The sequence below is a fragment of the Pseudomonas sp. DVZ6 genome (genome assembly GCF_024259445.1).
GTDB lineage: Bacteria > Pseudomonadota > Gammaproteobacteria > Pseudomonadales > Pseudomonadaceae > Aquipseudomonas > Aquipseudomonas peradeniyensis.
The window spans coordinates 1-26,487 of the sequence record NZ_JANCLM010000014.1 but is presented as its reverse complement, the minus strand read 5'-3'; the positions used below and the strand labels follow the sequence as shown (position 1 = coordinate 26,487).

Genomic DNA, 26,487 nt, shown 5'->3' with positions numbered 1-26,487 from the left:
GTGATTGATAGCTGTTGATCAACGTACGTGCAAGCAACTTGCCCCGTGTAGGAGCGGCCTTGTGCCGCGAAAGGGCTACGCTGCGCCATTGAAGTTGTCAGGTATACGAAAACCTGGGGCCGCACTGCGGCCCTTTCGCGGCACAAGGCCGCTCCTACAGAGGCGAGCGATCAGGCCTTGCCGAACACCTCATCCAGGTGCTGCACGTACGCCGCCAGCGCCGCCGGCACATCCGGCCGCTTCATCACATCGACGGCGAGGAAGGTCGGCAACCCGCTCATGCCGAGGAACTGGTTGGCCTTGTGGAACGGGAAGTACACCGCATCCACGCCCTTGCCCTCGAAGAAATCGCTCGGATCGTCGAACGCCTGCTGCGGCGCGTTCCAGGTCAGCGACAGCATGTACTGCTTGCCCTGGACCAGGCCACCGCTGCCGTACTTCTGCGAGGCGTCGGAGCGGGTGCGGCCATCGTTGGCGTACAGGCTGCCGTGCCCGGCGGTGAACACCTCGTCGATGTATTTCTTCACCGTCCAGGGCGCGCCCATCCACCAACCGGGCATCTGGTAGATCACCACGTCGGCCCAGAGGAATTTCTCCACTTCGGCCTGGACGTCGTAGCCACCGTCGATGAAAGTTTCCCGCACATCGAAACCGGCACGGTCCAGGTGAGCCAGCGCGGCATCGTGCAAGGTCTGGTTGAGGCGGCCGTCGGAGTGGGCGAAGCGTTTGCCACCGTTGAGCAGGAGGATCTTTTTCATGGGAGGGTCAGCCCTGTAAGTGAAGTTGCCGGCAGGTTAGGCACTCACGGGGCGGGGAAACAGCGGGTTCAGGGCAAAATACATTTGCCTGTTAATCACGAATGGCAAACATATTGTTGATTTAGAATCTGCTCACCCTCTTCACTCACCGAGATCTGCCATGAGCGAGCAATACGCCTTCATCCTCAAAGCCAAGACCCGCCCGGAACAGGCCGAATCCTTCGAGCAGTTGTTCCGTCCCTACGTCGAGCCCAGCCGCCAGGAGCCGGGCTGCATCGAGTACCACATGCTGCGCGACAAGGAAGACCCTAGCCTGTTCGTGTTCTTCGAGGTCTGGGCCAGCAAGACGGCCCTGGACGTGCACTCGGCGCTGCCGCATATGGCCGCGTTCTTCGAAAAGCGCATGGATTACCTGGAGCGCGACTTTGATATCCAGATGATCGACATGCTCAGCGCTTCGTCCGCTAACCGTTGATCAACAGGTGCGTGCCCAGCAGCGCCAGGCCGATGAAGAAGCAGCGCTTGAACAGCGCTGCGCTGATCCGCCCGCGCAGCCACTGACCGGCGAACATGCCCAGCAAGGCGGGCGCCAGCATCAGCAACGAAGCGCCCAAGGCCTGGCCACCCAAGGCATCCTGACCGGCCAGGCCAACCGCCAGCGCCAGGGTCGAGACGGTGAATGACAGCCCCAATGCCTGGACCATCTCCTCACGGCTCAGGCCAAGACCTTGCAAATAGGGCACTGCGGGCATCACGAACACCCCGGTGGCCGCCGTCACCACGCCCGTCAGCAACCCGCAGGCGGGGCCCAGCCAACGCTCCCGCCCAGGCGCCACCCGCAAGCCCGGGCCGGCCAGGCCGTAAAGGGCATAGATCAGCAACGCAGCGCCCAAGCCATGGGCTGCCCACGGGCCACTGTCGATACCTGACCAGGCGCTGCCCAACAGGGTGCCGATGAAGATCATCGACAACATCCCTCCCAGGCGCCGCAGCAGCGCCAGCAAGTGACCGCCTGCCGCCAGCTGCCACAGGTTGGTCACGGTCGACGGCACGATCAGCAGCGCCGCTGCCTGCGCCGGAGACATAGCCAGGCCCAGCAAGCCCATGGCAATGGTAGGCAGCCCCAGGCCGATCACCCCCTTGACCGCGCCAGCCAGGAAGAAGGTCATGATCACCAGCAGTGAAATTGCAGGCCCGATACTCTGATAAAACGCCAGGAAGGTATTCATGGCGTCATCCTGCCGTGCGGCCGGCGCGCTGAAAATCTGCCATATACTCAGGCAGACTCTTTCCAGGACAGAGGCAGATGCATTTCGACCTGATCGATCTCAAGCTGTTCCAGCATACCCTCGAGAGCGGCAACATCACCGAAGGTGCCCGACGCAGTCACCTGTCGCTGCCAGCGGCCAGTGCCCGCATTCGCGCCATGGAAGCTTCGTTGGGCATCCCCCTGCTCACCCGCAACCGCCGCGGTGTACAGCCCACACCTGCCGGCCAGGCGCTCCTGCAGCATGCGCGGCTGATTGCCCGGCAATTGGAACGCCTGCAATACGACCTGGGACAGTACGCTCAAGGCCTGCAAGGACAGGTACGCCTGCTGTGCAACACGGCTGCACTGACCGAGTACCTGCCGGAGTTGCTGGCCAGCTATCTGGTCGAGCACCCGGGGGTAAGTGTCGATATCCAGGAGTTGCCGAGCCTTGGCATCGTCCAGGCGATCACCCAGGGCATGGCGGACCTGGGCATCATTTCCAGCGCCGCGCCTTGCGAACATCTGCAAACACGGCCGTTTCGCGATGATCCGCTGGTGCTGGTAATGCCCCGGGGACATCCGCTGGACGCCCATGATGAGGCAGGTTTCAACGCGAGTCTGGGCCATGGGTATGTGGGGCTTGGCGCCAACAGCGCCCTCGCGTTGCACCTTGAGGAACAGGCGCTACGCCAGGGAAGGCGCATGCAGGTGCGGGTTCGTGCGGAAGGGTTCGATGGGGTGATCCGCATGGTCTCGGGCGGGGCCGGCGTGGCAGTGGTGCCACTGGCCTCGGTTCGGCGCTGGGAAGGCGTCCTGCCGCTGCGTTGGGTTGCCCTGCGAGAGGACTGGGCCAATCGCCATTTGCTCCTCTGCTCGCGGGATTTCAGCGCATTGCCGGGGTACGCCGCCGTGCTGGTCGATCGCTTGGCCGAGCCTGTCTGAATATGACCGGGGCGCGCAGGCTCAGGACACCACAGCCAGTTCGCGCAGCGCCGCTGAAGCCAGAAATGCGGAGCGTGAAGCGTAGCGATTGTCCTGCTTCACCCTATCGTCGATTCGTTGCAACAAGTTCCTGGGCAACGTCGCACTGAACCGTACCGCCGTCCCCAGGTACGGCGTTGCGTCGAAGTCCACCAACGCCCAGAGGCCGCCTGCATACTCTGGATTGTCCACATGCGCATCCATTTCCTGCACCTGCGGCAGGGGCGCGCCATCGGCCACCAGCCCTTCATAATGCAGCGCCAGCGCCTCCTGAACGTTCTCCAGTGCCTGGGGGACCGTGGCGCCTGCGGAAAAACAGCCAGGTACATCGGGGATGGTGACACCGTAATAGGTCTCACGGGACTTGTGCAGGACAACAAGTAGGTTCATCGGCTCTCTCGTTTTGTCGAGCTGCCATGGTTGGGCATCTGCCGGGCAGCGTTTCCGGTCGGTGAACCGCGAAACTAGAACGTTCAGCCGCACCCTCGCAATGTGCCAGGCGGCAGTGAAACAAGTTTCGGAAATGAACTACAGCCGAGTACCTAAACTCGCTGTGCGGCCCCTCGCGGGGCAAGCCCGCTCCTACAACAATTGCGCCAAGTCTGTAGGAGATCGCCCGGCGAAGCCGGGGCCATACACCGCGCTGGATTCTTCGCGGGTAAACCCGCTCCCACAGGGCCAAGCCAAATCAATGGGTTGCGTGTTGTTCCTTAGGAAATTGCCCTGCCTATTGCACTACCCTGCCTTCGCGGGGAACAGTGTGGGAGCGGGCTTGCCCCGCGATCAACGCCGACAAAGGCCACCTCGATTACCTCGCCGTCCTCACAACTCCGCTACGCCCCCCTTGCCGCCCCTGGGCCTGATTCCCCACAATCGCGTCCATGCCGCACCACGACAGGGAATTCACCGTGCCATCGATCTACCAGCTCAAACCCCGCTTCCAGGCGTTGCTGCGCCCTGCCGTCCAGCGCCTGTTCGATCGCGGCATCACCGCCAACCAGGTCACGGTCACCGCCGCTGCGGTTTCCGTCCTGCTGGGCCTGTTGCTGGCCTGGCTGCCCCAGGTCACCTGGCTGTTCCTGCTGATCCCGGTGTGGATGCTGCTGCGCATGGCGCTGAACGCGGTCGACGGCATGCTCGCCCGGGAGTTCGGCCAGCAGTCCAAACTCGGCGCCTACCTCAATGAACTGTGCGACGTGATCGCCGACTCCGCCCTCTACTTGCCCTTCGCCCTGCTGCCAGGCGTTTCGCCGACGCTGGTAGTGCTGGTGGTGGTGTTCGCCGTGATCAGCGAGTACGCCGGAGTGATGGGCCCGCTGGCCGGCGCATCGCGCCGCTACGACGGGCCGATGGGCAAGAGCGACCGAGCCTTTGCCTTCGGCGTGCTGGGCACCGGCGTGGGGTTCGGGCTGCTGGCCGCGACCTGGATCAACGGCCTGCTGCTGGTCATCCTGCTGCTCTCGCTCTATACCCTCTACAACCGGGTTCGCCACGGCCTGGCCGAAACCCGCTGAGCCCCTCGCTGCCGGACAAGGATATTCGCCATGCGCCAAGCGCAATCGCTGCACTTCTGCACCCATGACGGCGTCGAGCTGCACTATCGTCATTGGCCCGCCACGCGCAACGAACACCAGCCGCGCCGGGCCGTGGTGATGTTCCATCGCGGCCACGAGCACGGCGGGCGCATGGCCCACCTGGCCGATGAGCTGGATATGCCCGGCTACGACTTCTTCGCCTGGGACGCCCGTGGTCATGGGCAGTCACCGGGGGCTCGCGGCGACAGCCCGAGCTTCGCCACCAGCGTGCGCGACGTGCAGACCTTCATCGAGCACATCCAGGCGCAGCACGGCATCGCCGAGGCCGACATGGTGGTGCTGGCACAAAGCGTCGGCGCGGTACTGATCGCCACCTGGGCCCACGATTATGCGCCCCGGGTACGCTGCCTGGTGCTCGCCTCGCCGGCCTTCAAGGTCAAGCTCTACGTACCTTTCGCCCGCCCCGGGCTGAAGCTTATGAAGGCCCTGCGCGGCAACTTCTTCGTCAACAGCTACGTCAAGCCGCGCCTGCTGACCCACGACCCGGAACGGGTCATGTCCTATGTCGCCGACCCGCTGATCAGCCGGCCCATCTCCGTCACCATGCTGCTGGGCCTGTACGACGCCGCCGACCGCGTGGTCGCCGATGCCCAGGCGATCCAGGTGCCGACGCAGCTGCTGATTTCCGGCGCCGACCTGGTGGTCGAGCGCAAGCCGCAGGAGCAGTTCTTCGACCGCCTGGGCAGCGCACGCAAAGAGAAGCACATCCTCCCCGGCTTCTTCCACGACACCCTTGGCGAACGCGACCGCGCCCATGCCCTGGCGCGGATCGAGCGCTTCGTCGCGCACTGCTTCGACGCTCCGCAAGCGCAGCCCTCGCTGCTCGATGCCGACAAGAGCGGCGCCAGTTGCGCCGAGGCCGAGAGCCTGGCCGCGCCATTGCCGCGCCATTCGCCACGCGACCTCTACTGGCGTGCCACCCGCGCCAGCCTGCGCTTGGGCAAAGGCTTTTCCGAAGGGGTGAAGCTGGGCTTCGACACCGGTTTCGACTCAGGCTCCACCCTCGACTACATCTACCGCAACACCCCGACCGGCAAGGGCAAGCTGGGCGAGCTGATCGACCGCAACTACCTGGATGCCATCGGCTGGCGTGGCATCCGCCAGCGCAAGCTGAATGTCGAGGAACTGCTGCGCCTGGCCATCGCCCGCCTGCGTGAACAGCAGCGCCCGGTGCATATCGTCGATATCGCCGCCGGCCATGGCCGCTACATCCTCGAGGCGCTGCAGGGCCTGCAACAGCTGCCCGACTCGATCCTGCTGCGCGACTACAGCGAACTGAACGTGCAACAGGGCAATGCCTTGATCAGCGAAAAGGGCCTGGCCGAGATCGCTCGTTTCGTCCAGGGCGATGCCTTCGACCGCCAGAGCCTGGCCGCTCTCACCCCGCATCCGACACTGGCGGTGGTCTCGGGCCTCTACGAACTGTTCCCCAGCAACGAGCTGGTCGGCAACTCGCTGGCGGGACTCGCCGACGCGGTAGAGGACGGCGGCTATCTGGTCTACACCGGGCAGCCCTGGCACCCGCAGCTGGAAATGATCGCCCGCGCCCTGACCAGCCACCGTGGCGGCCAGGCCTGGGTGATGCGTCGGCGCAGCCAGGCGGAGATGGACCAGTTGGTGGAAGCGGCAGGGTTTCGCAAGATCACCCAGCGCATCGACGAGTGGGGCATCTTCAGCGTCAGCCTGGCGCAGCGGGTGCGCTGATGGGCCGTGAAGCCGGGCTGGTCCGTCGTGGTGTCCTGTGGCTGTTGCTGCTCGGGCCGTTCTTCTTTCTCAGCTACGGCCTGGCCAATACCTACACCGCCGGCCGCGAGGATATCGGCAGTTTGGTGTTCGCCTGGGAGCGGCAGGTGCCGCTGTGGCCCTGGACGATCATCCCGTACTGGTCGATCGACCTGCTGTACGGGTTGTCGTTCCTGCTGCCGCGCTCGCGTTCGGAGATGGACCGTCATGCCCTGGCCCTGCTGACGGCGCAACTGGTCTGCGTGGCCTGTTTCCTGCTCTGGCCGCTGCGCTTCACCTTCGAGCGTCCCGAACTGTCGGGGCTGTTCGGCTGGCTGTTCGATGTGCTGATGGGTTTCGACAAACCGTACAACCAGGCGCCGTCGTTGCACATTGCGTTGCTGGTGATCATCTGGACGATGTTCGCCCGGCATACGCGGCATCCTGCCTGGCGCTGGGTGTTGCATGGCTGGATGGGGCTGATCGGCCTGTCGGTGCTGACCACCTGGCAGCATCATTTCATTGACGTGCCGACCGGGGCGCTGGCGGGGTTCGTCTGCCTGTGGCTGTGGCCACACAGCGGCCCGTTGCCCTGGCGACAGGCACACCTGGCGCGCGATCCGAAACGTTGGCGCCTGACACTGCGCTATGGACTCGGCGCGGCCGTGCTGGGGCTACTGGCAATGAAGATCGGCGGTGGCGGGTTGTGGCTGCTGTGGCCGGCGCTGTCGTTGCTGCTGGTGGCGCTGAACTATGCCCTGTTCGGCGCCGCAGGTTTCCAGAAAGGCGCCGACGGGCAGCTGTCCGTGGCCGCCACCTGGCTGCTGGCGCCGTATCTGCTGGGCGCCTGGGTCAATTCTCGGCTATGGACCTGGCGGCATCCGCAGGCGGATGAGGTGGCCGATGGCGTATATCTCGGCAGAGTTCCGGGGCGCACTGAAGCGTCCGCGTTCGCGGCGATTGTCGACCTGAGCGCGGAACTGCCCTGTCTTGCTGTCCCTCAACAGAGCATCGCGGGGCAAGCCCGCTCCCACAACGCGGCTTGCCCCGCGATGAAGGCGCTGAAAACGCCACAGGACTACCAGAGCCTGCCGACCCTGGACCTGATTGCCCCAGACCGGGAAATCCTGCAACAGGCCGCCAAGGCCATCGAACACCTCCAGCAACAAGGCCCGGTGCTGGTCTGCTGCGCCTTGGGTTACTCGCGCAGCGCCAGCGCCGTCGCCGCCTGGCTGCTGCTCAGTGGCCGCTGTGCCAGTGCCGAACAAGCCGAGGCGCTGATTCGCCAGGCGCGCCCCGGCGTGGTCCTGCACCCGGCCCACCGCCTGGCATTGCATCATCTGGAGGCCCAGCCATGAGGCTGTTTCTCGTCGCCAGCCTGCTCGCCCGAGGCCGTCAGCTGGAGCGCCTGTCGGACGGCCTGACCCTGCTGGCCCTGGCCTGCACCCTGGCACCGCTGCTCGGCTTGCCATTGGCGCCACTGCCCCATCTGCTCTGCGGCCTGTTGCTGCTGCTCGGCCTGGTCCACAAGTATTGGGCTATACGCGTCGCCCTGGATGCCGACCTGTTCGCCCGCCTCGGCGCCAGCGGCGACCTGCCTGCCGATACCCAGGCCCTGGACCACGCCCTGTTCGACCTGCGCCTCAAACCTGCGCCCAGCGACCCGCGCGACTGGCCGACCCGCAGTCGGGCCGCCCTGGCCCTGCTGCGTCGCCAGGCCCTGTGCCTGGCGCTGCAGGTCGCGCTGCTGCTGACCCTCCCCTTCACCGGATAAGACCAATGCCATGCTCGCCAGCCTGACCGCCTTCGTCATCACCTCCGCCGCCCGCCTGATCACCGGCGCCCGCGCCTTGTGGCTGGGCTGCACACCGCAACCGGTGCAGCGCCTGTACTTCGCCAACCACAGCAGCCATGGCGACTTCGTGCTGCTGTGGGCCGCGCTGCCCGAACCGCTGCGCCGCCGCACCCGCCCCGTGGCGGGCGCCGACTACTGGTGCAAGCCGGGGATCCGCGACTTCCTGATCCGTAAGGTGTTCAACGGCGTGCTGATCGACCGCCAGCACGGCACGGGCGAGGGCAACCCGCTGCAACCGGTGCTCGAGGCCTTCGCCCAGGGCGATTCACTGATCTTCTTCCCGGAGGGCACGCGCAACCTGACCGACGACCCGTTGCTGCCATTCAAGAGCGGCCTGTTCCACCTGGCCTCGGCCAACCCGCAGGTCGAGCTGGTGCCGGTGTGGATCGCCAACCTCAACCGGGTCATGCCCAAGGGCCGCGCCCTGCCGCTGCCGCTGCTGTGCACCCTGAGTTTCGGCGAGCCGCTGCACTTGCAGCCGGACGAGGGCAAGCACGCCTTTCTCGAGCGGGCCCGCCAGGCCCTGCTGAACCTGGCCCCGAAGGAAGCCTGAGATGGATCACAACACCCTGTCGCTGTTCGCCGGCATCGGCGCCCTGCTGCTGCTCGCCAGCCTGATCGGCCGCCTGCTCAAATGGCGCGCCGGCCCCGCCCCGCATGCGGTGATCGACAACCTCAACGCGCGCATCAACGCCTGGTGGGTGATGGTGCTGGTGATCGGCATCGCCTTCCTGTTCGGCAAGTACGGCGTGATCGTGCTGTTCTACGGCGTGTCGTTCTATGCCCTGCGCGAGTTCATGACCCTCACCCCGACCCGACGCAGCGACTATCCAGCGCTGGTGGCGGCGTTCTACGTGGCGCTGCCGGTGCAGTACCTGCTTATCGCCATGGACTGGTACGGGTTGTTCAGCATCTTCATCCCGGTGTACCTGTTCCTGCTGCTGCCGATCCTGGCCAGTTTCGGCGGCGACACCACGCGCTTTCTCGAGCGCGCCTCCAAGGTGCAGTGGGGCCTGATGATCGCGGTGTACTGCGTGTCGTCGGTGCCGGCGTTGATGACCCTGGACATCCCCGGCTACGAGGGCCGCAACCTGCTGCTGATCGCCTGGCTGATCCTGGTGGTGCAGATCAGCGACGTGCTGCAGTACGTGTGCGGCAAGCTGTTCGGCAAACGCAAGGTGGCGCCGAACCTGTCGCCGTCGAAAACCCTCGAAGGGCTGCTCGGCGGCGTGGCGCTGGCCACCCTGGTCGGCGCCCTGTTGTGCTGGATCACCCCGTTCACCTTCTGGCAGGCGGCGCTGATGGCCTTGACCGTCAACGCCATGGGTTTCTTCGGCGGGCTGGTGATGTCGGCAATCAAGCGCGACCGCGGCGTGAAGGACTGGGGCCACATGATCGAAGGCCACGGCGGCATGCTCGACCGCATGGACTCGGTGTGTTTCGCCGCGCCGGTATTCTTCCACTTCGTGCGTTACTGGTGGGCGTGAGGCATACAGCATGATCGACGCGCAATTGTCCGCCGCCCGGCAGATCCTCACACGGCACCTGGGCGATCAACTGCTGGCCATCCATCTTTACGGGTCTGCGGTCTCCGGTGGCTTGAAACCGGAGAGCGACCTGGACCTGCTGGTAACCGTGGCAAGTCCCCTGCCCCCTGCGACGCGTCAAGCACTGATGCTCGATCTGCTCACGGTCTCGGCCCGTCCCGGTAGTCGCCCTGATCTGCGGGCGCTCGAGGTGACAGTGCTGGCTCGTGACCACACTCACCCCTGGCACTATCCGGCCCGGCGTGAACTGCAATTCGGCGAATGGCTGCGCGAGGCGTTGCTGGCCGGTGAGTTGGAACCTGCACAACTCGACCCCGACCTGGCCATCCTGCTGACCAAGGCCCGCCAGCACAGCATCAACCTGCTTGGCCCGGCCGCCGCGCAATGGTTCGACCCCGTTCCGGCTGCCGACCTGGCCCGGGCCTTCCACGACACCCTCGCGCAATGGAACAGCCCCGAGGACTGGAGCGGCGACGAGCGCACCGTGGTCCTGGCCCTTGCGCGTATCTGGTACAGCCTGACGACCGGTGAAATCGCGGCCAAGGATGTCGCTGCCGACTGGCTGTTACCGCAGCTGCCCAAGGTCCACCGGCCCGTGCTGGCCAATGCCCGGGACGCCTACCGGGGCGAGACCACGGAGCAATTGACGGCCTGGCCTGAGCCGGTGGCTGCATTTATTCACTACTGCAAGGCCCATATCCCGGCATAGCGCAGGCAGACAGCTGGGCGTCGAGCCCAGGCAACTGCCCGCCTGGCAATGGCCCTATGGTGATGCGTCATCTCACCTGTTGCCTGGAGCCACGCCATGTCCGATTTCATCACCGTCCTGCGCGAAACCTGCCCGACCCCGGTGGTCGACGCGACCAAGTGGAAGCGCATCGGCGGCGACCCGCACACCGTCAACCTCAACGCCTACCTGTCCGCTGACGGCAGCAAGATCATGGGCACCTGGATCTGCACGCCAGGCAAGTTCGAGGTCAACTATGAGAAGTGGGAGTACTGCCATTTCCTCGATGGCTACTGCATCGTCACGCCTGAGGGTGAAGAGCCGAAGCATCTGAAGGCGGGCGATGTGTTTGTGATCGAACCGGGGATGAAGGGGACCTGGGAAGTGGTCGAGACGGTGCGTAAATACTTCGTCTTCGCCTGACTCGGTGGGAGCGGGCTTGCCCCGCGATGCGTACTGCCACAAGACATCACTGCTCGAGCAGATGCCATCGCGGGGCAAGCCCGCTCCCACGCCCCCCACAGCTGGTCATAAAAAAATCGCGAACCTGATGACCCTTCCCCAAGGTGCGCAGTTACAAGGGGAAGGGCCACCCGGCCCGCGATCAAGTCCACTCGCTCGTCAATCCTTCTTGCGGTACCCCTCGACGATCGCCGAGAAATCCTTGCCACCCTCGCCGCGCAGGCTCATGGCCTGGTACAGCTGCTGGGCCACGGCCCCCAGGATCACCGGCTGGTGCGCCTGGCGCGCGGCCTCGGTGGCCAGCCCCAGGTCCTTGAGCATCAGCTCGGCACCGAAGCCGCCGGTGTAGCCGCGCGAAGCCGGGGCGGTCTCGATGATGCCCGGCCACGGGTTGTAGGTGTCCGAACTCCAGCAACGCCCGGTGGAGCTGTTGATGATCCCGGCCAGCACCTTGGTGTCGATGCCCAGCGCATTGCCCAGGGCCATGGCCTCGGACACGCCGATCATCGAGATGCCCAGCAGCAGGTTGTTGCAGATCTTGGCGATCTGCCCGGTGCCGACCTCGCCACAGTGCACGATATTGCGGCCCATCTGCTCCAGCACCGGCTTGAGCGTGGCGAACAGCCCGGCGCTGGCGCCGACCATGAAGGTCAGGGTGCCGGCTGCCGCGCCGCCGGTCCCGCCGGAAACCGGCGCATCGCCCATGTCGATGCCCTTGGCCGCCGCGGCCTTGGAGACCTCACGGGCGGTCTGCGGGTCGATGGTGCTGCAGTCCACGGTCGGGGTGCCGGGGCGGATGCCGGCCAGCACGCCGGTTTCTTCATCCAGGTACACGCCGCGCACATGGGCGGCGGCCGGCAGCATGGTGATCACCAGCTCGCTGTTGGCGGCAGCGTCCTTGGGCGAGGTGCTGACCTGGCCGCCCAGCTCGGCAAGTTCTGCCAGCACGGCCTTGTTCAGGTCGAACAGGTTGAGCTGGTGCCCGGCCTTGATCAGGTTGCGGGCCATGGGCGCGCCCATGTTGCCCAGGCCGATGAAAGCGATACGCATGGCGTTCTCCTTAGCGCAGGCTGATGGTGGTGTTCACACCGTCATTGACGCTGTCATCGTCGAACCAGCGAGCGGTGACGGTCTTGGTCTGAGTGTAGAACTGCACCACCTGCTTGCCGTACGGGCCGAGGTCGCCGAGCTTGGAGCCACGGGAACCGGTGAAGCTGAAGAACGGCACCGGCACCGGGATCGGGATGTTGATGCCGACCTGGCCGATATCGATCTCGCTCTGGAACTTGCGCGCCGCCGCGCCGCTCTGGGTGAACAGGCCGGTGCCGTTGCCGAACGGGTTGGCGTTGACCAGGGCGATGGCCTCGTCGAGGGTATCGACCTCCAGGGTCACCAGTACCGGGCCGAAGATTTCCTGGGTGTAGACCTGCATGTCGGTCTTCACCCCGGAGAACAGGGTCGGGCCGATGAAGTTGCCCTGCTCGTAGCCCGGCACCTTCACATCGCGGCCGTCCAGTTCGAGCTTGGCGCCTTCCTTGATACCGCTTTCGATCAGGCCCAGCACACGCTCCTTGGCGCGTTTGGAGACCACCGGGCCGACATCGGTGCCCGGCTCGTTGCCGGCGTTGACCTTGAGCTTGCTCGCCGCGTCCTTGATATCCGGCAGCCATTCGCGGGCCTTGCCCACCAGCACCGCCACCGAGGTGGCCATGCAGCGCTGGCCGGCCGCGCCGAAAGCGGCGCCGACCAGGGCATTGATGGTCTGGGTGCGGTTGGCGTCGGGCAGCACCACGGCGTGGTTCTTGGCGCCCATCATCGATTGCACGCGCTTGCCATGCTGGCTGCCCAGGTTGTAAACGTGGGTGCCGACCTCGGTCGAGCCGACGAACGAGATCGCCTTGATGTCCTGGTGGGTGCAGATCGTGTCGACCACCTGCTTGCCACCGTGCACCACGTTGAGCACGCCGGCCGGGATGCCGGCTTGCAGCGCCAGCTCGACCAGCATCATGGTCGACAGCGGGTCCTGCTCGGACGGTTTGAGCACGAAGGTGTTGCCGCAGACGATGGCCATCGGGAACATCCACAGCGGGATCATCGCCGGGAAGTTGAACGGGGTGATGCCGGCGCACACGCCGATCGGCTGGCGCAGGGTGTAGGTGTCGACACCGCCGGCGACGTTCTCGGCGAACTCGCCCATCTGCAGGGTGCCGATGGAAGCGGCGTGCTCGACCACTTCCAGGCCACGGAAGATATCGCCCTCGGCGTCGGCGATAGTCTTGCCCTGTTCGGCGCTGAGGGTCACGGCGATGCGCTTGCTGTGTTCACGGATCAGCGCCTGCAGCTTGAGCATGATGCGCATGCGCGCGCCGATCGGGGTGTCGCGCCAGGTCTTGAAGGCGCGCTCGGCCGCAGCCACGGCGGCGTTGACTTCCTCGACGGTGGCGAACGGCACCCGCGCCAGCACTTGCTGGGTCGCTGGATTGACGATGTCACGCCATTCGGTGGTCTTGGACTCGACCCATTGGCCGTCGATCAGCAGCTTGACCTGCTCGACCTTGGTCTGGTCGGGCGTCTGGGGTGCGTTCATCTGCGCTCTCCTTGGAATTATTGTCGGAACGAGGACGCCTACGCCGCAGCGAACGGGGTGGCGCTCAGGGGCTGAGTTCGAGTATAGATGTGCAAACATCCAACAAGAATGCACAAAAAAACCGGATCATCATGCAAAAAGACCTCACCTCCCTGAGCGCGCTGAACTGGGACGACCTCAAGTTCTTTCTTGAGGTGGCGCGCACCCGCAAGGCCAGCAGTGCGGCCAAGCGCCTGGCCGTGGACTACACCACGGTGTCGCGGCGCATCGGTTCACTGGAAGGGGCGCTGGGCACTTTGCTGTTCGAGAAGTCGCGAACCAACGGCTTTGTTCTCACCGCCGAAGGCCAGCGCCTGCTGGGCTATGCCGAATCGATCGAGAGCACCCTGCACATGGCCTGCGAGCAGGTCTCGGGGTCGGGCGTCGCGTTGTCGGGGCATGTGCGCATGGGCTGCACCGAAGGCTTCGGCAGCTTCTTCGTCACCCCGCAGCTGAGCCATTTCGTCGATGCCTGGCCGGCGATCTCGGTGGATATCCTGCCGCTGCCGCACTTCATCAGCCTGTCCAAGCGCGAGGCCGATATCGTCATCGCCCTGGAGCGCCCGGAACATGGCCCTTACGTGTGCTGCAAGCTGTGCGACTACCGCCTGCGCCTGTATGCCACCCAGGACTACCTGGACAGCCACGAGCCGATCCGCGAGATCGCCGACCTGGGGCGCCATCCGTTCATCAGCTACGTGGACGACCTGGCGTTTAGCTCGGAGCTGCTGTACCTGGCCAACCTGATCCCCAGCGCCAACGCGCACCTGCGCAGCACCAGCGTGATCGCCCAGTACACGGCGGCCTTGCAGGGGCGCGGGCTGGCGATCCTGCCGTGCTTCCTGGCGGCGCAGGACCCGCGGCTGGTGACGGTGCTGCCGGAGCAGATCGAGGTGACGCGGCAGTTCTGGATGTACTGTCGGGAGGATCTGCGCAAGCTCAAGCGGATCACCCTGCTGTGGGATTACATCCGCGAGGTGACCGAGGCCAATGCGCCGTTGTTGATGGGGGAAACGCGGGAGATGAAGTTCTCTCAAGGTTGAACTTGAGGGCCATCGCGGGGCAAGCCCGCTCCCACGCAGGTATTGGCAATTCAACGTGGGAGCGGCGGTGCGCCGATGCGACTTGCCCCGCGATGGATGGCATGCAGCACTCAGTCCGACGCCACCACGATCGACACCCGCCGATTCTCCATGCGTCCTGTCGCGGTGCGGTTATCCGCCACCGGCTGGCTGCTGCCCATGCCGCGGGTCTGGATGTTCTGCGGCTGCATGCCGATGCCGATCAAGGCCTTGGCCACACTCTGGGCACGGCGCTCAGAGAGCTGCTGGTTGTAGGCGGTCTTGCCCGAGGCATCGGTGTGGCCGTCGATGCGCACCCGCTGGATATCCACCGACAGCAGCGCTTTGCCGATGCGCTCGACAATCGACTCGCTGGCGCTGTTGAGGCTGTCCAGGTCACTGCCGAACAGCACCTTGCCGGACAGGTCGAACGCCCAGCCCTCGTCGGTCGGGGCAAAACCCTCGCGCTTGAGCACAGCAACCTGCTCGGGGGTCAGTCCCTTGGGCGGCACGCTCTGGCAGCCGGCCAGGGCGAACAGCGCCAGCAGCAGGGTGAATAACGGGAAACGCAGCATGGAAAAACGCTTTATCACGGTTCAGCTCCTGTTCTTTGCATCAGGGGCGCAGCGTTCCGTCTGCGCCACTTGCCAATGGCCACGGCGATTGCGCTTGGCCTGGTACATCGCCGCATCGGCGGCATTGAGCAGACTGGCCGGGTCGCGGCCGTCGTCCGGGTAATAGGCGATACCGACGCTCAGCGAGGTGACGAGGCTGTTGCCATCCTCCAGCTGCACCGGCAGCTTCATGCTGGCGACGATCTTCTCGGCGATGCGCTGGGCATCCTCGCGCGAGTGCAGTGGGGTCAGCAACACGGCGAACTCGTCACCCCCCAGGCGCGCCACCAGGTCGTGCTCGCGCAGTTGCGCACGCACGCGGTTGGCCACGCTGATCAGCACTTCGTCCCCCACCGCATGGCCGAGGCTGTCGTTGATCTGCTTGAAGTGGTCGCTGTCGAGGAACAACAGCGCCAGGTGGTCTTCGCTACGGGCGGCATTGCGCAGGCTGCGGCTTAACCGCCCTTCGAAGAAGGCACGGTTGGGCAGGCCGGTGAGGCTGTCATGGCTGGCCTGGTGGGCAAGGCTTTCGTTCTCGCTCTGCAGGTGGCTCTGCCAGACCTCCAGCTCGTCGAGCAGGGCATTGAAGTCGTTGCCCAGCTCGTTGAGTTCGGCGATCTGGGTCTGCGGCACCCGCCGGTCGAAGCTGCGCTCGCGTCGCGCGGCATGGGCGACGCTGGCCAGGTTGCGCAAGGGACGGATGATGTCGCCGAACAGGCGTCGCGACAGGTACAGCGCCAGCACCGCGCTGAGCACCGTGCACACCAGGATGCCCACCAGGCCGCTGAACAGGAAGCGCACCAGGCTGCCGCCCTGTCCGGTCAGCTCTATATGGCCGACCCGCTGACCCATGTGCTGCACCGGCATGTTGATCGGCTCTTCCAGCAGGCTGCGCGCCACGTGGGACTGCAACTGCGCCATTACGCCCTGCTCGTCACGCTGCCAATGGGCAAGCAGGTCACCATCGTTGTCGTAGACCTTGGCGTCGGCCACCTCCTCGGTGGAGGCGATCAGCGCCAGGGCCTCGTTGGCCGCGGCACTGTCGTCGAAGACCACGGCGGCTTCGACGGTGTAGTTGATGGAGCGGGCGATCAGGTGCAGGTTGTGGTTGGCATACACGCGCAACGCCGCCACCCCGAGCAGGGTCACCAGCACACCGGCCAGACCCGCGGCGAGCAAGGCCACGCCCAGGTGACCCCGCCCGAGCACGGCGCGCAGGGTCGGCCGGCTGAAGCGCCTGGCTGAACGTTTCATGGCTGCCCCGCCCGCCGTCGCGACAACTGCAGCACGCTGGGATGGATGCGCACGCCGCTGCGCGCCACCGAGTCGAGGTTGACGTCGAACGCCACCTGCTGGTCGCCGACCCGCAGGCAGAACAGGCTCCCCACCGTGCACGGATCGTCGGCCTCGCTGATGCTCAGCACCGGGTGGCCGTTGACCCGCTGGAACAGCCGTTCACGTTGCAGCTTGTCGAGCTTGCCGAGGTAGATGGCATCGCAGGCACTGGCCACGCTGGGGTCGTCGGCGAGCAGGCGGCGCACCTGCAGGGGTTGCCCGGACTGCTGCAGATTGCCCTTGATCAGGTCGTCGGCATATTCGGTCGGGCCGACCAGGCACAGGCGCAGGGGATTGGGGTCGGCGGGCCAGCGGGCGTAGCTGAGGATGCCCAGCACTACCTGGGTCACGGCCCTGGCCCGTTGCTGCACCTGCGCATCCGACACGGCATTGCCCGCCCAGGCGGGCGCGCCGTTCGACAACAGCGTGGCCATCAGCAACGAGAGCGCACAGCCCTTCACGCGTCCCAGGGCCGAGACAGCCACTGTCATGGGGGGAAATCTCACAAAATGTTTGCGGATAATGCCGCAACGATAGCATATCGGCGGCAAACTCCAGAGTCAGACTTGCTCCAGCATCAACCCCGAGACCCGCCGGACCTTGCGCCCCACGGCCTCCTCGAACACCCCGGCGCGCGGCTCGATCAGGCTGAAACAATGCTTGGCGCGGGTGATGCCGGTGTACACCAGCTCCTTGGTCAGCACCGGGTTCAGCGCGTCGGGCAGCACCAGCGTGGTATGGCTGAATTCCGAGCCCTGGGACTTGTGCACGGTCATGGCGAATACCGTTTCCACCTCGCTGAGGCGGCTGGGCAGGACGAAGCGAACCCCACCGCTGCCATCGTTGCGCGGGAAAGCCACGCGCAACAGCGCCTCGCCCTGATCGTCCGGCAGGCGCAGGGCAATGCCGATATCGCCGTTCATCAGGCCGAGGCCATAGTCGTTGCGGGTCACCAGTACCGGACGGCCCTCGTACCAGGGTTGCTGGCTGTCGATCAGCCCAGCGTTGTGCAGCACCCGGGCGACCCGCTCGTTGAGGCCTTCGACACCCCAGGCGCCCTTGCGCACGGCGCAGAGCAACTGGAACGCCTCGAAGCTCTGCAGCACCTCGGCCGCCCAGCGCTCCCAGCGCGGATCGTCGCCTGGCGTGCCTGGCGGCGGGCGCAGGCGACCGATGGTACGCAGGTAACCGCGATAGCCCTGTGGTCCTTCGGCACCCTGGTTGAGGCCATCGAGCAGCAGGCGGTCGAAGCGTTTGTCATGCTCGCCGCCCAGGGTCAGGCAATGGACATCCGCCGGTCGGGTCGCCAGCAGCGCACGCGCCTCCAGGGCTTGCTGGCGATTGACCAGGCGCGCCAACTGGCCGATGCCGCTGCCTTCGCCGAAACGCCGTGAGTGGCGCAGCATCACGATCTGCTGGGCCAGCGGGTTGCGCTGACCGTCGCCCGTCTTCAGGCCGATGTCGGCCAGCGATTGCCCGCCCACCTGCTCCAGCCAGGCCAGGGTCTGCGGCCAGTAGCAGCCGTCCTCGGCGTCACGGCACAGGTCGCCCAGCACCGCCCCGGCCTCCACCGAGGCGAGCTGGTCCTTGTCGCCCAGCAACACCAGACGCGCATTGGCCGGCAGGGCATCGAGCAGGTTGGCCATCATCTCCAGGTCGATCATCGAGGCTTCGTCGACCACCAGCACATCCAGGGGCAACGGGTTGCCGGCATGATGGCGGAAGTGCCGCGACCCCGGGCGGCTGCCCAGCAGGCGGTGCACGGTGCTGACCTCGGTGGGGATCTGCGCCCGCACCGCGCCATCCACCTGCAAGCGTTCCACCTGCTGACCGATGGACTCGGTGAGGCGCGCCGCGGCCTTGCCGGTCGGCGCCGCCAGGCGGATGCGCAGCGGCCGGCCTTGCTCGACAGCAGGCCCCTGCAATAACGCCAGCAGACGTACCACAGTGGTGGTCTTGCCGGTTCCGGGGCCGCCGGTGATGACACTGAAGCCGGCACGGGTGGCCAGGGCGCAGGCCAGCTTCTGCCAGTCCACTTCGCCTGCAACCGAGCCACCTTCGAACAGTTGCGCCAGGCGTAGTGCCAGGTCGGCCGGCTGCGGCTGAAGGCGCGCCAGGCGCTCATGCAGGGCGTTGTCGATGCGTCGCTCGTAGGTCCAATAGCGGCGCAGGTACAGGCGCTCACCGCTGACCACCAGTGGTCGGGCACGCTGCTCGACGGTATCGCCAGTGGCAACCAGGGGGCTCTCGGCGATCCGCTGCAACCAGGTGCCCAGTTCGAGGCTGGCCAGCAGCTGCGAAGGCAGCAGCAACGGCCCGGCCAGGGCATCGCCTTCCGGCGGCAGCGACAGGGCGAAGTCCGGCTCGGCAAGGGTCTGTTGCAGGTCGAGGCAGACATGGCCATGACCCAGCTGGTGGCTGGCCAGGGCGGCGGCCAGCAGCACCAGCGGATCGCTGCCCGGCGCCCGCTCCTCGAGGAAACTCACGAAGGCCCGGTCCAGTGCGCGCAGCCAGCCACGCTCGACCCAGCGATCGAGCAGCGCCAGCAAGTCCTGGCTATGGCGCAGCGGCGCCAGGGCGCTCAGGTGCTCGGCCTGCAAGGGCGTGGGCAGCAGGTCGTCGAGGTTGCGGCTCATGGCGTGGCTCCGGCAAACAGGTCCTGTTGGGCAGGTTCTTGCTCACCCCGGAACATCGCGTCGAGCTGTTCGATCAGCGCCCGGGGAGGCCGCGCATGATACAGCCCGTGACCGGCCGAGGTGACGCCACGCAGGAAGATGAACACGGCACCGCCGACATGCCGGTCGTAGTCGTAGTCGGGCAGGCGCGCGCGCAGCTGGCGATGCAGGGCCAGCAGGTAGAGCACGTACTGCAGGTCGTAGCGGTGCTCGAGAATTGCCTGCTCCATGGCCAGGGCGCCGTAGGCCTCGGCGTCGGGGCCGAGCCAGTTGGACTTGTAGTCGGCCACGTAGTAGCGCCCGTCGAGCTCGAAGGCCAGGTCGATGAAGCCCTTGAACATGCCGTTAAGCACGGTCGGCTGGGCGGCCGCCCGCGTCATGCCAACGTGCGTGTGGCGCGCCACCAGGTGGTCGAGGCGCACCGCATCGACCTGATGGCTGGCGAACCAGAACTCCATTTCGACCTGGTAGCGCTCAAGGCCTGCGAGGGTCAAGGTGGCCCCTTGCAACGGCATGGGCTGGACCAGCAGTTGCTGCAGCCACTGGGTCAGCGTGGGAATCCAGCCGGTCCAGTCGCGTCGGTTGCAGCGCTGGCCCACGGTGCGTTCGATCACCGGCCCTTGGGCGGCGACCTCGGCGAACCCTTCGCGCCCCGCCCATTCGAGCAGGCCGTGGAGGAAGGTGCCCGGATTCGGCCCACGGGGGAAGCGGTGGATATCGCCCGCCTCGGCCGGCACCTCGCGCAGCGCCTGGCTGTCCAGCACCTCGTCGTCCAGCAGTTGCTGGGCCTGGGAGCTGTCGGCGACCAGGGTCTGGTCACCCACCCGCAAGGCGCTGTACGAGGCGATCCACCAATGCTCCGCAGCGGCCCGCCGTGGCTTACGCGGCGGCAGCAGTTCGCGCTGGCTGTCCGGCATGCGGTAGCACAGGGCCTGGACCTCGGGCAGCGGACCATGGGTGATGGCCGGATTGCCGGCCGCCAGGGTACTGAGCCATTCGCCCAATTGGCTGGAAGCCGCCAACGGCAAGCCGCCGCCCAGCAGGTAGCCCAAGGCCGAACGGTGCAGCTGCGAACTGCGCTGGGTGCCGCGCTTGAGGTCGGCAACACCCAGCCAGCAGGCATGCTGGGCACGGGTCAAGGCGACGTAGAGCAGGCGCAGGTCCTCGGCCAGGCGTTCGTCGTCGGCGCGCTCGATCTGCTCGGCATTCGGGGTCAGGGTCAGGTGTGCCTGCCCCTGGTCGTCGTGCCAGCCCAGGGGCAGGCGCTGGCCATCCACCGGCTTACTGGTACAGATGAACGGCAGGTACACCAAGGGGTATTCCAGGCCCTTGGACTTGTGGATGGTCACCACCTTGACCAATTGCTCGTCGCTTTCCAGGCGCAGGATCTGCTCTTCTCCGGCCTGCCCGGCGTTGGCCAGGTGCTCGGTGAGGTGACGGATCAGCGCCTGCTCGCCATCCAGCTCGCCGGCGGCCTGCTGCAGCAGTTCAGCCAGGTGCAGCAGGTTGGTCAGCACCCGTTCGCCGTCGCTGCGGCCCATCAGCGCCCGCGGCAGCTGGAAGTCGTGCAGCAGGCGGCGCAGCATCGGCAGCACGCCCTGGCGCTGCCAGGTGTCGCGGTAACGGCGGAAGCGCATCACCCAGCTTTCCCAGACCCGCTCGTCCTGGTTCAGACGCTCCAGTTCGATAAGCGGCAAGTCGAGGGTCAGGCTGGCCAGGGCGGCCTTGAGCATACGCTCCGAGTCCGGCTCGGCGCAGGCCTTGAGCCAGGCCAGCAGATCATGGGCCTCCTGGGCGGCGAATACCGAGTCCTTGTCCGACAGGTACACGCTGCGCACATCGCGGGCGGCCAGTTCGGCGCGGACCAGCTGGGCCTCGCGACCGTCGCGCACCAGGATGGCGATATCGGAAGGCAGGCAGGCCCGCAGCTTGCCGGCGGCATCGGCGAAACCGCTGACGCCCTGCTGCCCACCCTCGAGCAGCTCGACGATATGGCTGGCGCAACTGGCGGCCAGCTGCTGGCGATACGCTGTGCTGGATACCGGCTCGTCGCTCTCCAGCTGCCAGCAATGCAGGGCCGCACTGGGCTGTCCGGCGATCAACAGTTGCTCGCCACGACCCTTGGCGCGCACTTCGACGAATGGCAATGGATTGTCGCCCTGGCTCCGGAACAGGAAGGCGCCACGGCCCTCGATACGTTCCTCGGCTTGCAGGAACACGCGGTTCACTGCCGCGACCATGGCCTGGCTGGAGCGGTAGTTGGTGTCCAGGCTGTGCAGGCGCCCGGCGGTGGCGCGGCGCGCGGCCAGGTAGGTGAAGATGTCGGCGCCACGGAAGGCGTAGATCGCCTGTTTGGGGTCGCCGATCATGAACAGGCCGGTGTCGGGGTTGTTCTCGGTAATGCGGTAGATGCGCTCGAAGATGCCGTACTGGACGGGGTCGGTGTCCTGGAACTCATCGATCAGCGCGACCGGGAACTGTTCGCGGATCAACGCGGCCAGGCGCTCGCCGGAGTCGCTGCCCAGGGCATGCTCCAGGCGCAGCAGCATGTCGTCGAAGCCCATCTCGGCACGGCGACGCTTCTCCACCTCGAAGCGTGCCGAAACCCAGGCAGCGGCATGCTCCAGCAACCGCGCATCGGGACTGGCCAGCCCCTGCAACTGCTCGCGCAAGGATTCCATGGCCCGCAGCGCCGGGTGCTGCGGCGGCTCCCCGGACTTCCAGGCCTCGGCCAGGCCGGCGGGCGTCAGGCGGGTGAAGCCCGTGCCCAGGTCCAGTTCCATGGCCTGCTCATCACCGGCCCAGGCCCGCAGCTTGTCAAACCAGGGCTCGAAATAGCGTGCCTGCAGCTTGCGCCCGTCGGCCTGCTTGGCGGCCACGGCATCGCGGCAGATCTGCTGCAGCTCGTCGGCCCAGGCGCCCCAGGGCGCCTTGAGTTGCGCCAATTGCTCGGTGCGCTGGCGCAGGGTCGCCTCGATCAACGACTGCGGGTCTTGCTCGTCCTCCTGGCCACGGACACGGCCAAACAGCGGCCTGATCCTCGGCAACAAGGCATCGGGGCTGCCCCAGTTGCCGCGCACCCAGGCCAGCGACTCGCCGCGCATGCCGTAGCAGAAGCGCCGCCAGTAGTCGCGCATGACCTGGCCCAGCAGTTCGCTGTGATCGGTCTCCAGGCTCTGGGTGAACAGGCTGCCGCTGTCGAAGGCGTGCTCGCGCAACATGCGCTGGCACCAGCCGTGGATGGTCGAAACGGCAGCCTCGTCCATCCACTGCACGGCGATCTCCAGGCGGCTGGCGCAGCGCGGCCATTGCTCCTGTGGATAATCGTCGCGCAGCAGGTGCAGCAGCGGGTCGGCATCGTCCAGCTCGCCACGGAAGAAGCGCGCCGCCTCGGCCAGGCGCGTGCGAATACGCTCGCGCAGCTCCTTGGTGGCCGCGTCGGTAAAGGTCACCACGAGGATCTGCGGTGGCAGCAGCTCGCGACTGAAACCCTGCTCACCGCCATGGCCGAGGATCAGCCGCAGGTACAGGGCCGAAATGGTGAACGTCTTGCCGGTACCGGCGCTGGCTTCGATCAGCTGGCTGCCGTGCAGGGGGAAACTCAGCGCCAGGGGACGGGCTTGGGTCATTGGGCGTTCTCCGGGTTACCCAGGGTCTGCCAGGGCGCTGCGAACAAGGGGCGATAAAGGGCTTCGCACCAGCCTTCGAAGGTCTCGTCGAGGGCCAGCGCGGCGAAGTCACGGTACTGGCGGGCCAGCGCCAGGCTTTCGCTGCGCTCGCCGAAGCTGTTCTGGCCGTCACCCTCATAGGCGCGGATCGCGGCGGCCACGGCCTTGTCCGGATCCTCCTGGGCCAGCCAGGCGAAGGCCGTCTTGGCCGCCACGGGCAAAGGGGCGTTCATTGCCGCCTGGCGTGCCACCAGCAGTTCGCCCAGGCGCTCTGCCGCCTCGCCCTGGGGTAGCGGTGCCAGCAACAAGGTCAGGTCGCTGGCCACCAGCGCGCTGTGCAGCGGATAGCCCGAGGCGCAGGCGGCAAGGTGCATGACCCAGGCCGGCACCAGCCGGTGCCACTTCAGGCTGTTGCGCCCGGCACTGAGGGTATTGGGCACGGTGGCGATGCTCAGCAGGCTCTGGTCCTCGGCCTGGTACACCCGGCCGAGCCAGCCCTCCAGGCGCAACGGCCCGTGTTCGAAATGGACCGGCAGGGCCCCCTCGACCAGGGTCGGCCAGCGTTGCAGCAGTTGCCGATGGCGTTGCAGCAGGTCCGGCAGCGGCTGGATCAACTCGGCCTGCAAGGCTTCGCCGAAGCCTGCCAGCGGCAGCATCCCGCAGGCCTGGAGGCGTCGGGCCTGGGCCTGCAGCGCCCGCTCGGCGTTGTCCGGATCGGCCAGCGCGGCGCCGAGCAGGCTTTCGCTCAGGCCATAGCGTTGCAGGGCGTCCAGCACGAAGGGTTCTTCGTCCGGGGTCGGTGCCTCCAGCGCCTCGAAGAACACTTTCAGGCGCTGGCTGAAGAAATGCCGCACCGGATGGCGCAGGAAGTCCTGAAGCTGCACCAGGTTGAGCGGCTCATCGCTGGCGTAGGGCGACAGGGCGGTAGGCGCTTGCGCTTCATCCCCGGCCTGGTGCAAGGCCAACCATTCATGGGCGAAGCTGAACAACGGGCTGCCCTTCTGGAAGTAGCGCTGGCTGAACGGCTGTAATGGATGCTCTTGGGTCAGGGCATGCAGCAACTGCTGCCCAGGGTCGTCGCGTTGGCCGGTCCTGGCGCCGGCGAGCTGCCAGCCGGCGGCCAGGTGATCGCGCAACTGCCCGATCAGCACCGAGGACGGGCGCTCGCTGTTGTCGCGGATGCTGCGCCCGACCCAGCTCACATAGAGCTGGTCGCGTGCCGAGAGCAAGGCCTCGAGCAACAGGTAACGGTCATCCTCCCGACGGGAACGATCCCCTGGCCGGTAGTCGCTGGCCATCAGGTCGAAGTCGAGGGGCGGCTGGGCACGCGGGTAGTCGCCATCGTTCATGCCCAGCAGGCAGACCACCCTGAACGGGATGGCGCGCATGGGCATCAGGGTGCAGAAGTTCACCGAGCCGGCCAGGAAGCGCTGGGACAACTTGCCCTGGTCCAGCCCGGACAGCCAGGCTTCGCGCACCACGGTCAGTGGCAGCAAGTCGTGCAGGCCAACCGCGTCGCAGGTTTCCAGCCAGGTGTCGCGCAGGTCTTGCAGCTGGACCAGGAGCAACTCGTCGTGCTCGTTCTCGGCCAGGAAGAAGATCTGCAGCAGCGCATGCAGCCGTGCCCCCCACTCCGTCGCCGAGGCGGGTTGCGAGAGGGCCTGGCAGGCAATGTCCAGGGCATCGAGCAACGCCACCAACGGGCCGATCAGCGCGGCGTCGAGCCCCCCGATCTCATCGTACGGCTCGATACCGTCACAGCTTTCGCCCACGCCGACGGCGTAACCCAGCAGCATGCGCCGCAGGCCGAAGCGCCAACTGTTCTGCTCAAGCCCCTCGGGCAGGCCAAGGCTGGCACGTTGCTCGGCGCTCAGTCCCCAGCGGATACCAGCGCCTTCGATCCAACGGTGCAGGGTTGGCAGGTCACTTTCCTGGATGGCGAAGCGGGCACGCACTGCCGGCACGTCCAGCAGGTCGAGCACTTCGCTGACGGCGAAACGGCTGTCGGGCAGCTTGAGCAGATGTTCCAGGGCGATCAGCAGCGGGTCGCGACCACGCTGGCCCTGGTCGGTCAGGGTGAACGGGATATAACGCGGATCGTTGCGGTCGAGCTGGCCGAACACCGCGCGGATATGCGGTGCGTAGGTGTCGATGGCCGGCAACATGACGATGACGTCGCGGGGCCGCAGCGTGGGGTCGGCACTGAAGCGGGCCAGCAACTGATCGTGCAGGATCTCCACTTCGCGTTGTGGACTGTGGGCCAGATGGAAACGTACGGAACGGTCCTTGGCCGGGTCAACCGCCGGCCATTGCTCGCGGGTCTCGGCCAGCGGGCGCAGCTCGAGGATGTCATCCTGCAGCTGGTTGAGCAGGGTCTTGGGCTCACCTTCGCTGAACAGGTCGATGCGTCCGTCGCTGAACACGCCCTGGTAACTGCCGGGATCGTCGTAGCTGTCGAGCAGGTTGATATAGTCGCGCCCCTGCTTGCCCCAGGCCGCCAACAGCGGATGCGCATGCTGGTGCAGCAGCTCGTCGTCCAGCTGCAGGGGCATGCTCTGCTTGCGTTGCTGACGCTTGTACTGGTGTCGCAACAGGTCCTTGTCGGCGACGATATCGCCCCAGTGATGGCGGCAGGGGTTGTGCACGCACAGCAGCACCTGGCTGAAGCGGGCCAGGCCTGCCAGGGCCTCGAGGATCTGGGCGGGCAGCGACGAGATGCCGAACACGATCAGCCGTGCCGGTAGCCCGGCGGGCGCCTGCTCCAGGGCGTTGATCCGCTCGATGAAACGTTGGTGCACGCCGGCACGGCTCTGGGCCATGCCCGCCTCGCCCACATCCTCGAGCAGGATCCGCCACAGCTCGGCCTGCCAACGATTGCCGGCGGCCAGCGGCTTGCGCTCGCCGCGTGCGGTGTTGAGCACATGGGCTCCACTTGCCCAGTCCTTCAGCCAGTCGGCACGGTAGACCTGGTACTGGTCGAACAGGTCGGCGAGGCGCTCCGCCAACTGATAGCGCTTGCGCAGGTCGCTGTCGTCGGTGAGGAAGCGGCGCAGGGGCTCGAAGTGCGGGCGCTCGATCACTTCCGGGAGCAGGCGCATCAGGCGCCAGGTCAGGGGCGCCTTGTCCAGCAGTGACACCTCGGGGATTTCATCGCGCCCCAGCACACGGCGGTACAGCTGCCACATGAAGCTGCCCGGAAGCTGCACATCGATGGCTGCGGCGATCCCGCAACCGCCCTGGTCGTCGTCCTGCGGGTCCTCGGCCAGGGCCAGTTTCAACCATTGGGCAATGCCGTTGCTCTGCACCAGGGCGATTTCGTTTTCCAACGGTGCCAGGGGGTAACGGCGCATCACGCCCACCACCAGATTGCGCAGGTCGTCCAGGCGGTTGCCCTGGACGATCATGAAGCCTGGGTGAAGTGAGGTGGTCTGGGGCATTGGGTGGTCTCGGAAGTGCGGTTGGTGCAGAACAGGAACCTTATCACGGAGGCGGTTGACGCGATCCCTGTGTAGGAGCGGCCTTGTGCCGCGAAAGGGGCGCGTAGCGGCCCCGGGGGTTGTGCATCACGCTGATATCGCCGGGGCCGCGTTGCGGCCCTTTCGCGGCGCA

At 66.4% G+C, this 26,487-nt stretch carries 22 protein-coding genes; 11 read left to right on the top strand and 11 right to left on the bottom strand.

What is annotated here, in order from left to right:
- Positions 1–170: 170 nt before the first annotated feature.
- Positions 171–758: an NAD(P)H-dependent oxidoreductase gene (locus NMG10_RS10255; RefSeq protein ID WP_232855743.1), complete on the bottom strand. Its 588-nt coding sequence runs from the start codon at positions 756–758 to the stop codon at positions 171–173.
- Between the two features lie 160 nt (positions 759–918).
- Here NMG10_RS10255 and NMG10_RS10250 point away from each other — a divergent pair, with 160 nt between their 5' ends.
- Positions 919–1,233: a putative quinol monooxygenase gene (locus NMG10_RS10250; RefSeq protein WP_232855744.1), complete on the top strand. Its 315-nt coding sequence runs from the start codon at positions 919–921 to the stop codon at positions 1,231–1,233.
- On the opposite strand, the gene NMG10_RS10245 is transcribed toward NMG10_RS10250, so the two are convergent.
- The gene (locus NMG10_RS10245) at positions 1,223–1,987 is read right to left on the bottom strand and encodes a sulfite exporter TauE/SafE family protein (RefSeq protein WP_232855745.1); all 765 of its coding nucleotides are present in this window, start codon (positions 1,985–1,987) and stop codon (positions 1,223–1,225) included. The genes NMG10_RS10250 and NMG10_RS10245 overlap by 11 nt on opposite strands.
- A 77-nt stretch (positions 1,988–2,064) precedes the next feature.
- Between NMG10_RS10245 and NMG10_RS10240 the strand changes: the two genes are divergently transcribed.
- Complete coding sequence (locus NMG10_RS10240) at positions 2,065–2,952, top strand: LysR substrate-binding domain-containing protein (RefSeq protein ID WP_232855746.1); 888 nt, start codon at positions 2,065–2,067, stop codon at positions 2,950–2,952.
- Positions 2,953–2,973: 21 nt separating this feature from the next.
- Here NMG10_RS10240 and NMG10_RS10235 read toward each other — a convergent pair whose 3' ends face one another.
- Positions 2,974–3,381 (bottom strand): type II toxin-antitoxin system HicB family antitoxin, encoded by a 408-nt coding sequence (locus NMG10_RS10235; RefSeq protein WP_203650451.1) that lies wholly within the window; start codon positions 3,379–3,381, stop codon positions 2,974–2,976.
- 518 nt (positions 3,382–3,899) lie between these two features.
- On the opposite strand from NMG10_RS10235, the gene NMG10_RS10230 reads away from it, so the two are divergent.
- The 8 genes from NMG10_RS10230 (at position 3,900) to NMG10_RS10195 (ending at position 10,860) form a co-directional block, all read left to right on the top strand.
- Entirely contained in the window at positions 3,900–4,505 is a 606-nt protein-coding gene (locus NMG10_RS10230; protein WP_203650449.1) for a CDP-alcohol phosphatidyltransferase family protein, read from the top strand.
- Between the two features lie 30 nt (positions 4,506–4,535).
- Positions 4,536–6,290: a bifunctional alpha/beta hydrolase/class I SAM-dependent methyltransferase gene (locus tag NMG10_RS10225; RefSeq protein WP_232855747.1), complete on the top strand. Its 1,755-nt coding sequence runs from the start codon at positions 4,536–4,538 to the stop codon at positions 6,288–6,290.
- Positions 6,290–7,666: a phosphatase PAP2/dual specificity phosphatase family protein gene (locus tag NMG10_RS10220; RefSeq protein WP_232855748.1), complete on the top strand. Its 1,377-nt coding sequence runs from the start codon at positions 6,290–6,292 to the stop codon at positions 7,664–7,666. Before NMG10_RS10225 ends, NMG10_RS10220 begins: the two co-directional genes overlap by 1 nt.
- On the top strand, positions 7,663–8,082 hold the full coding sequence (locus NMG10_RS10215; RefSeq protein ID WP_232855749.1) for a hypothetical protein: 420 nt from the start codon (positions 7,663–7,665) through the stop codon (positions 8,080–8,082). The genes NMG10_RS10220 and NMG10_RS10215 overlap by 4 nt, the downstream gene beginning before the upstream one ends.
- Before the next feature lie 10 nt (positions 8,083–8,092).
- The gene (locus NMG10_RS10210) at positions 8,093–8,716 is read left to right on the top strand and encodes a 1-acyl-sn-glycerol-3-phosphate acyltransferase (protein WP_232855750.1); all 624 of its coding nucleotides are present in this window, start codon (positions 8,093–8,095) and stop codon (positions 8,714–8,716) included.
- A 1-nt stretch (position 8,717) separates the two neighbouring features.
- Positions 8,718–9,650: a phosphatidate cytidylyltransferase gene (locus NMG10_RS10205; RefSeq protein WP_232855751.1), complete on the top strand. Its 933-nt coding sequence runs from the start codon at positions 8,718–8,720 to the stop codon at positions 9,648–9,650.
- A 10-nt stretch (positions 9,651–9,660) separates the two neighbouring features.
- Entirely contained in the window at positions 9,661–10,419 is a 759-nt protein-coding gene (locus NMG10_RS10200; protein WP_203650439.1) for an aminoglycoside adenylyltransferase family protein, read from the top strand.
- Positions 10,420–10,515: 96 nt separating this feature from the next.
- A complete protein-coding gene (locus NMG10_RS10195) occupies positions 10,516–10,860 on the top strand; it encodes a cupin domain-containing protein (protein WP_023631693.1) in 345 nt (114 codons plus the stop codon).
- A gap of 198 nt (positions 10,861–11,058) precedes the next feature.
- On the opposite strand, the gene mmsB is transcribed toward NMG10_RS10195, so the two are convergent.
- Positions 11,059–11,949 (bottom strand): 3-hydroxyisobutyrate dehydrogenase, encoded by an 891-nt coding sequence (gene mmsB, locus NMG10_RS10190; RefSeq protein ID WP_232855752.1) that lies wholly within the window; start codon positions 11,947–11,949, stop codon positions 11,059–11,061.
- A 10-nt stretch (positions 11,950–11,959) separates the two neighbouring features.
- A complete protein-coding gene (locus tag NMG10_RS10185; protein WP_232855753.1) occupies positions 11,960–13,486 on the bottom strand; it encodes a CoA-acylating methylmalonate-semialdehyde dehydrogenase in 1,527 nt (508 codons plus the stop codon).
- Between the two features lie 131 nt (positions 13,487–13,617).
- Here NMG10_RS10185 and NMG10_RS10180 point away from each other — a divergent pair, with 131 nt between their 5' ends.
- On the top strand, positions 13,618–14,568 hold the full coding sequence (locus NMG10_RS10180) for a LysR family transcriptional regulator (protein WP_232855754.1): 951 nt from the start codon (positions 13,618–13,620) through the stop codon (positions 14,566–14,568).
- 110 nt (positions 14,569–14,678) lie between these two features.
- Here NMG10_RS10180 and NMG10_RS10175 read toward each other — a convergent pair whose 3' ends face one another.
- The 6 genes from NMG10_RS10175 to recC form a co-directional block, all read right to left on the bottom strand.
- Complete coding sequence (locus NMG10_RS10175; RefSeq protein ID WP_232855762.1) at positions 14,679–15,161, bottom strand: OmpA family protein; 483 nt, start codon at positions 15,159–15,161, stop codon at positions 14,679–14,681.
- Positions 15,162–15,182: 21 nt separating this feature from the next.
- Positions 15,183–16,454, bottom strand: coding sequence for a diguanylate cyclase (locus tag NMG10_RS10170; protein WP_203650428.1), 1,272 nt, complete (start codon positions 16,452–16,454; stop codon positions 15,183–15,185).
- Positions 16,451–17,026 (bottom strand): YfiR family protein, encoded by a 576-nt coding sequence (locus NMG10_RS10165; protein WP_203650418.1) that lies wholly within the window; start codon positions 17,024–17,026, stop codon positions 16,451–16,453. Before NMG10_RS10165 ends, NMG10_RS10170 begins: the two co-directional genes overlap by 4 nt.
- A gap of 69 nt (positions 17,027–17,095) precedes the next feature.
- Positions 17,096–19,171, bottom strand: coding sequence for an exodeoxyribonuclease V subunit alpha (gene recD / locus NMG10_RS10160; RefSeq protein ID WP_232855755.1), 2,076 nt, complete (start codon positions 19,169–19,171; stop codon positions 17,096–17,098).
- Positions 19,168–22,839: an exodeoxyribonuclease V subunit beta gene (gene recB / locus NMG10_RS10155; protein ID WP_232855756.1), complete on the bottom strand. Its 3,672-nt coding sequence runs from the start codon at positions 22,837–22,839 to the stop codon at positions 19,168–19,170. The genes recD and recB overlap by 4 nt, the downstream gene beginning before the upstream one ends.
- Entirely contained in the window at positions 22,836–26,315 is a 3,480-nt protein-coding gene (gene recC, locus NMG10_RS10150) for an exodeoxyribonuclease V subunit gamma (protein ID WP_232855757.1), read from the bottom strand. Before recC ends, recB begins: the two co-directional genes overlap by 4 nt.
- Positions 26,316–26,487 lie beyond the last annotated feature (172 nt).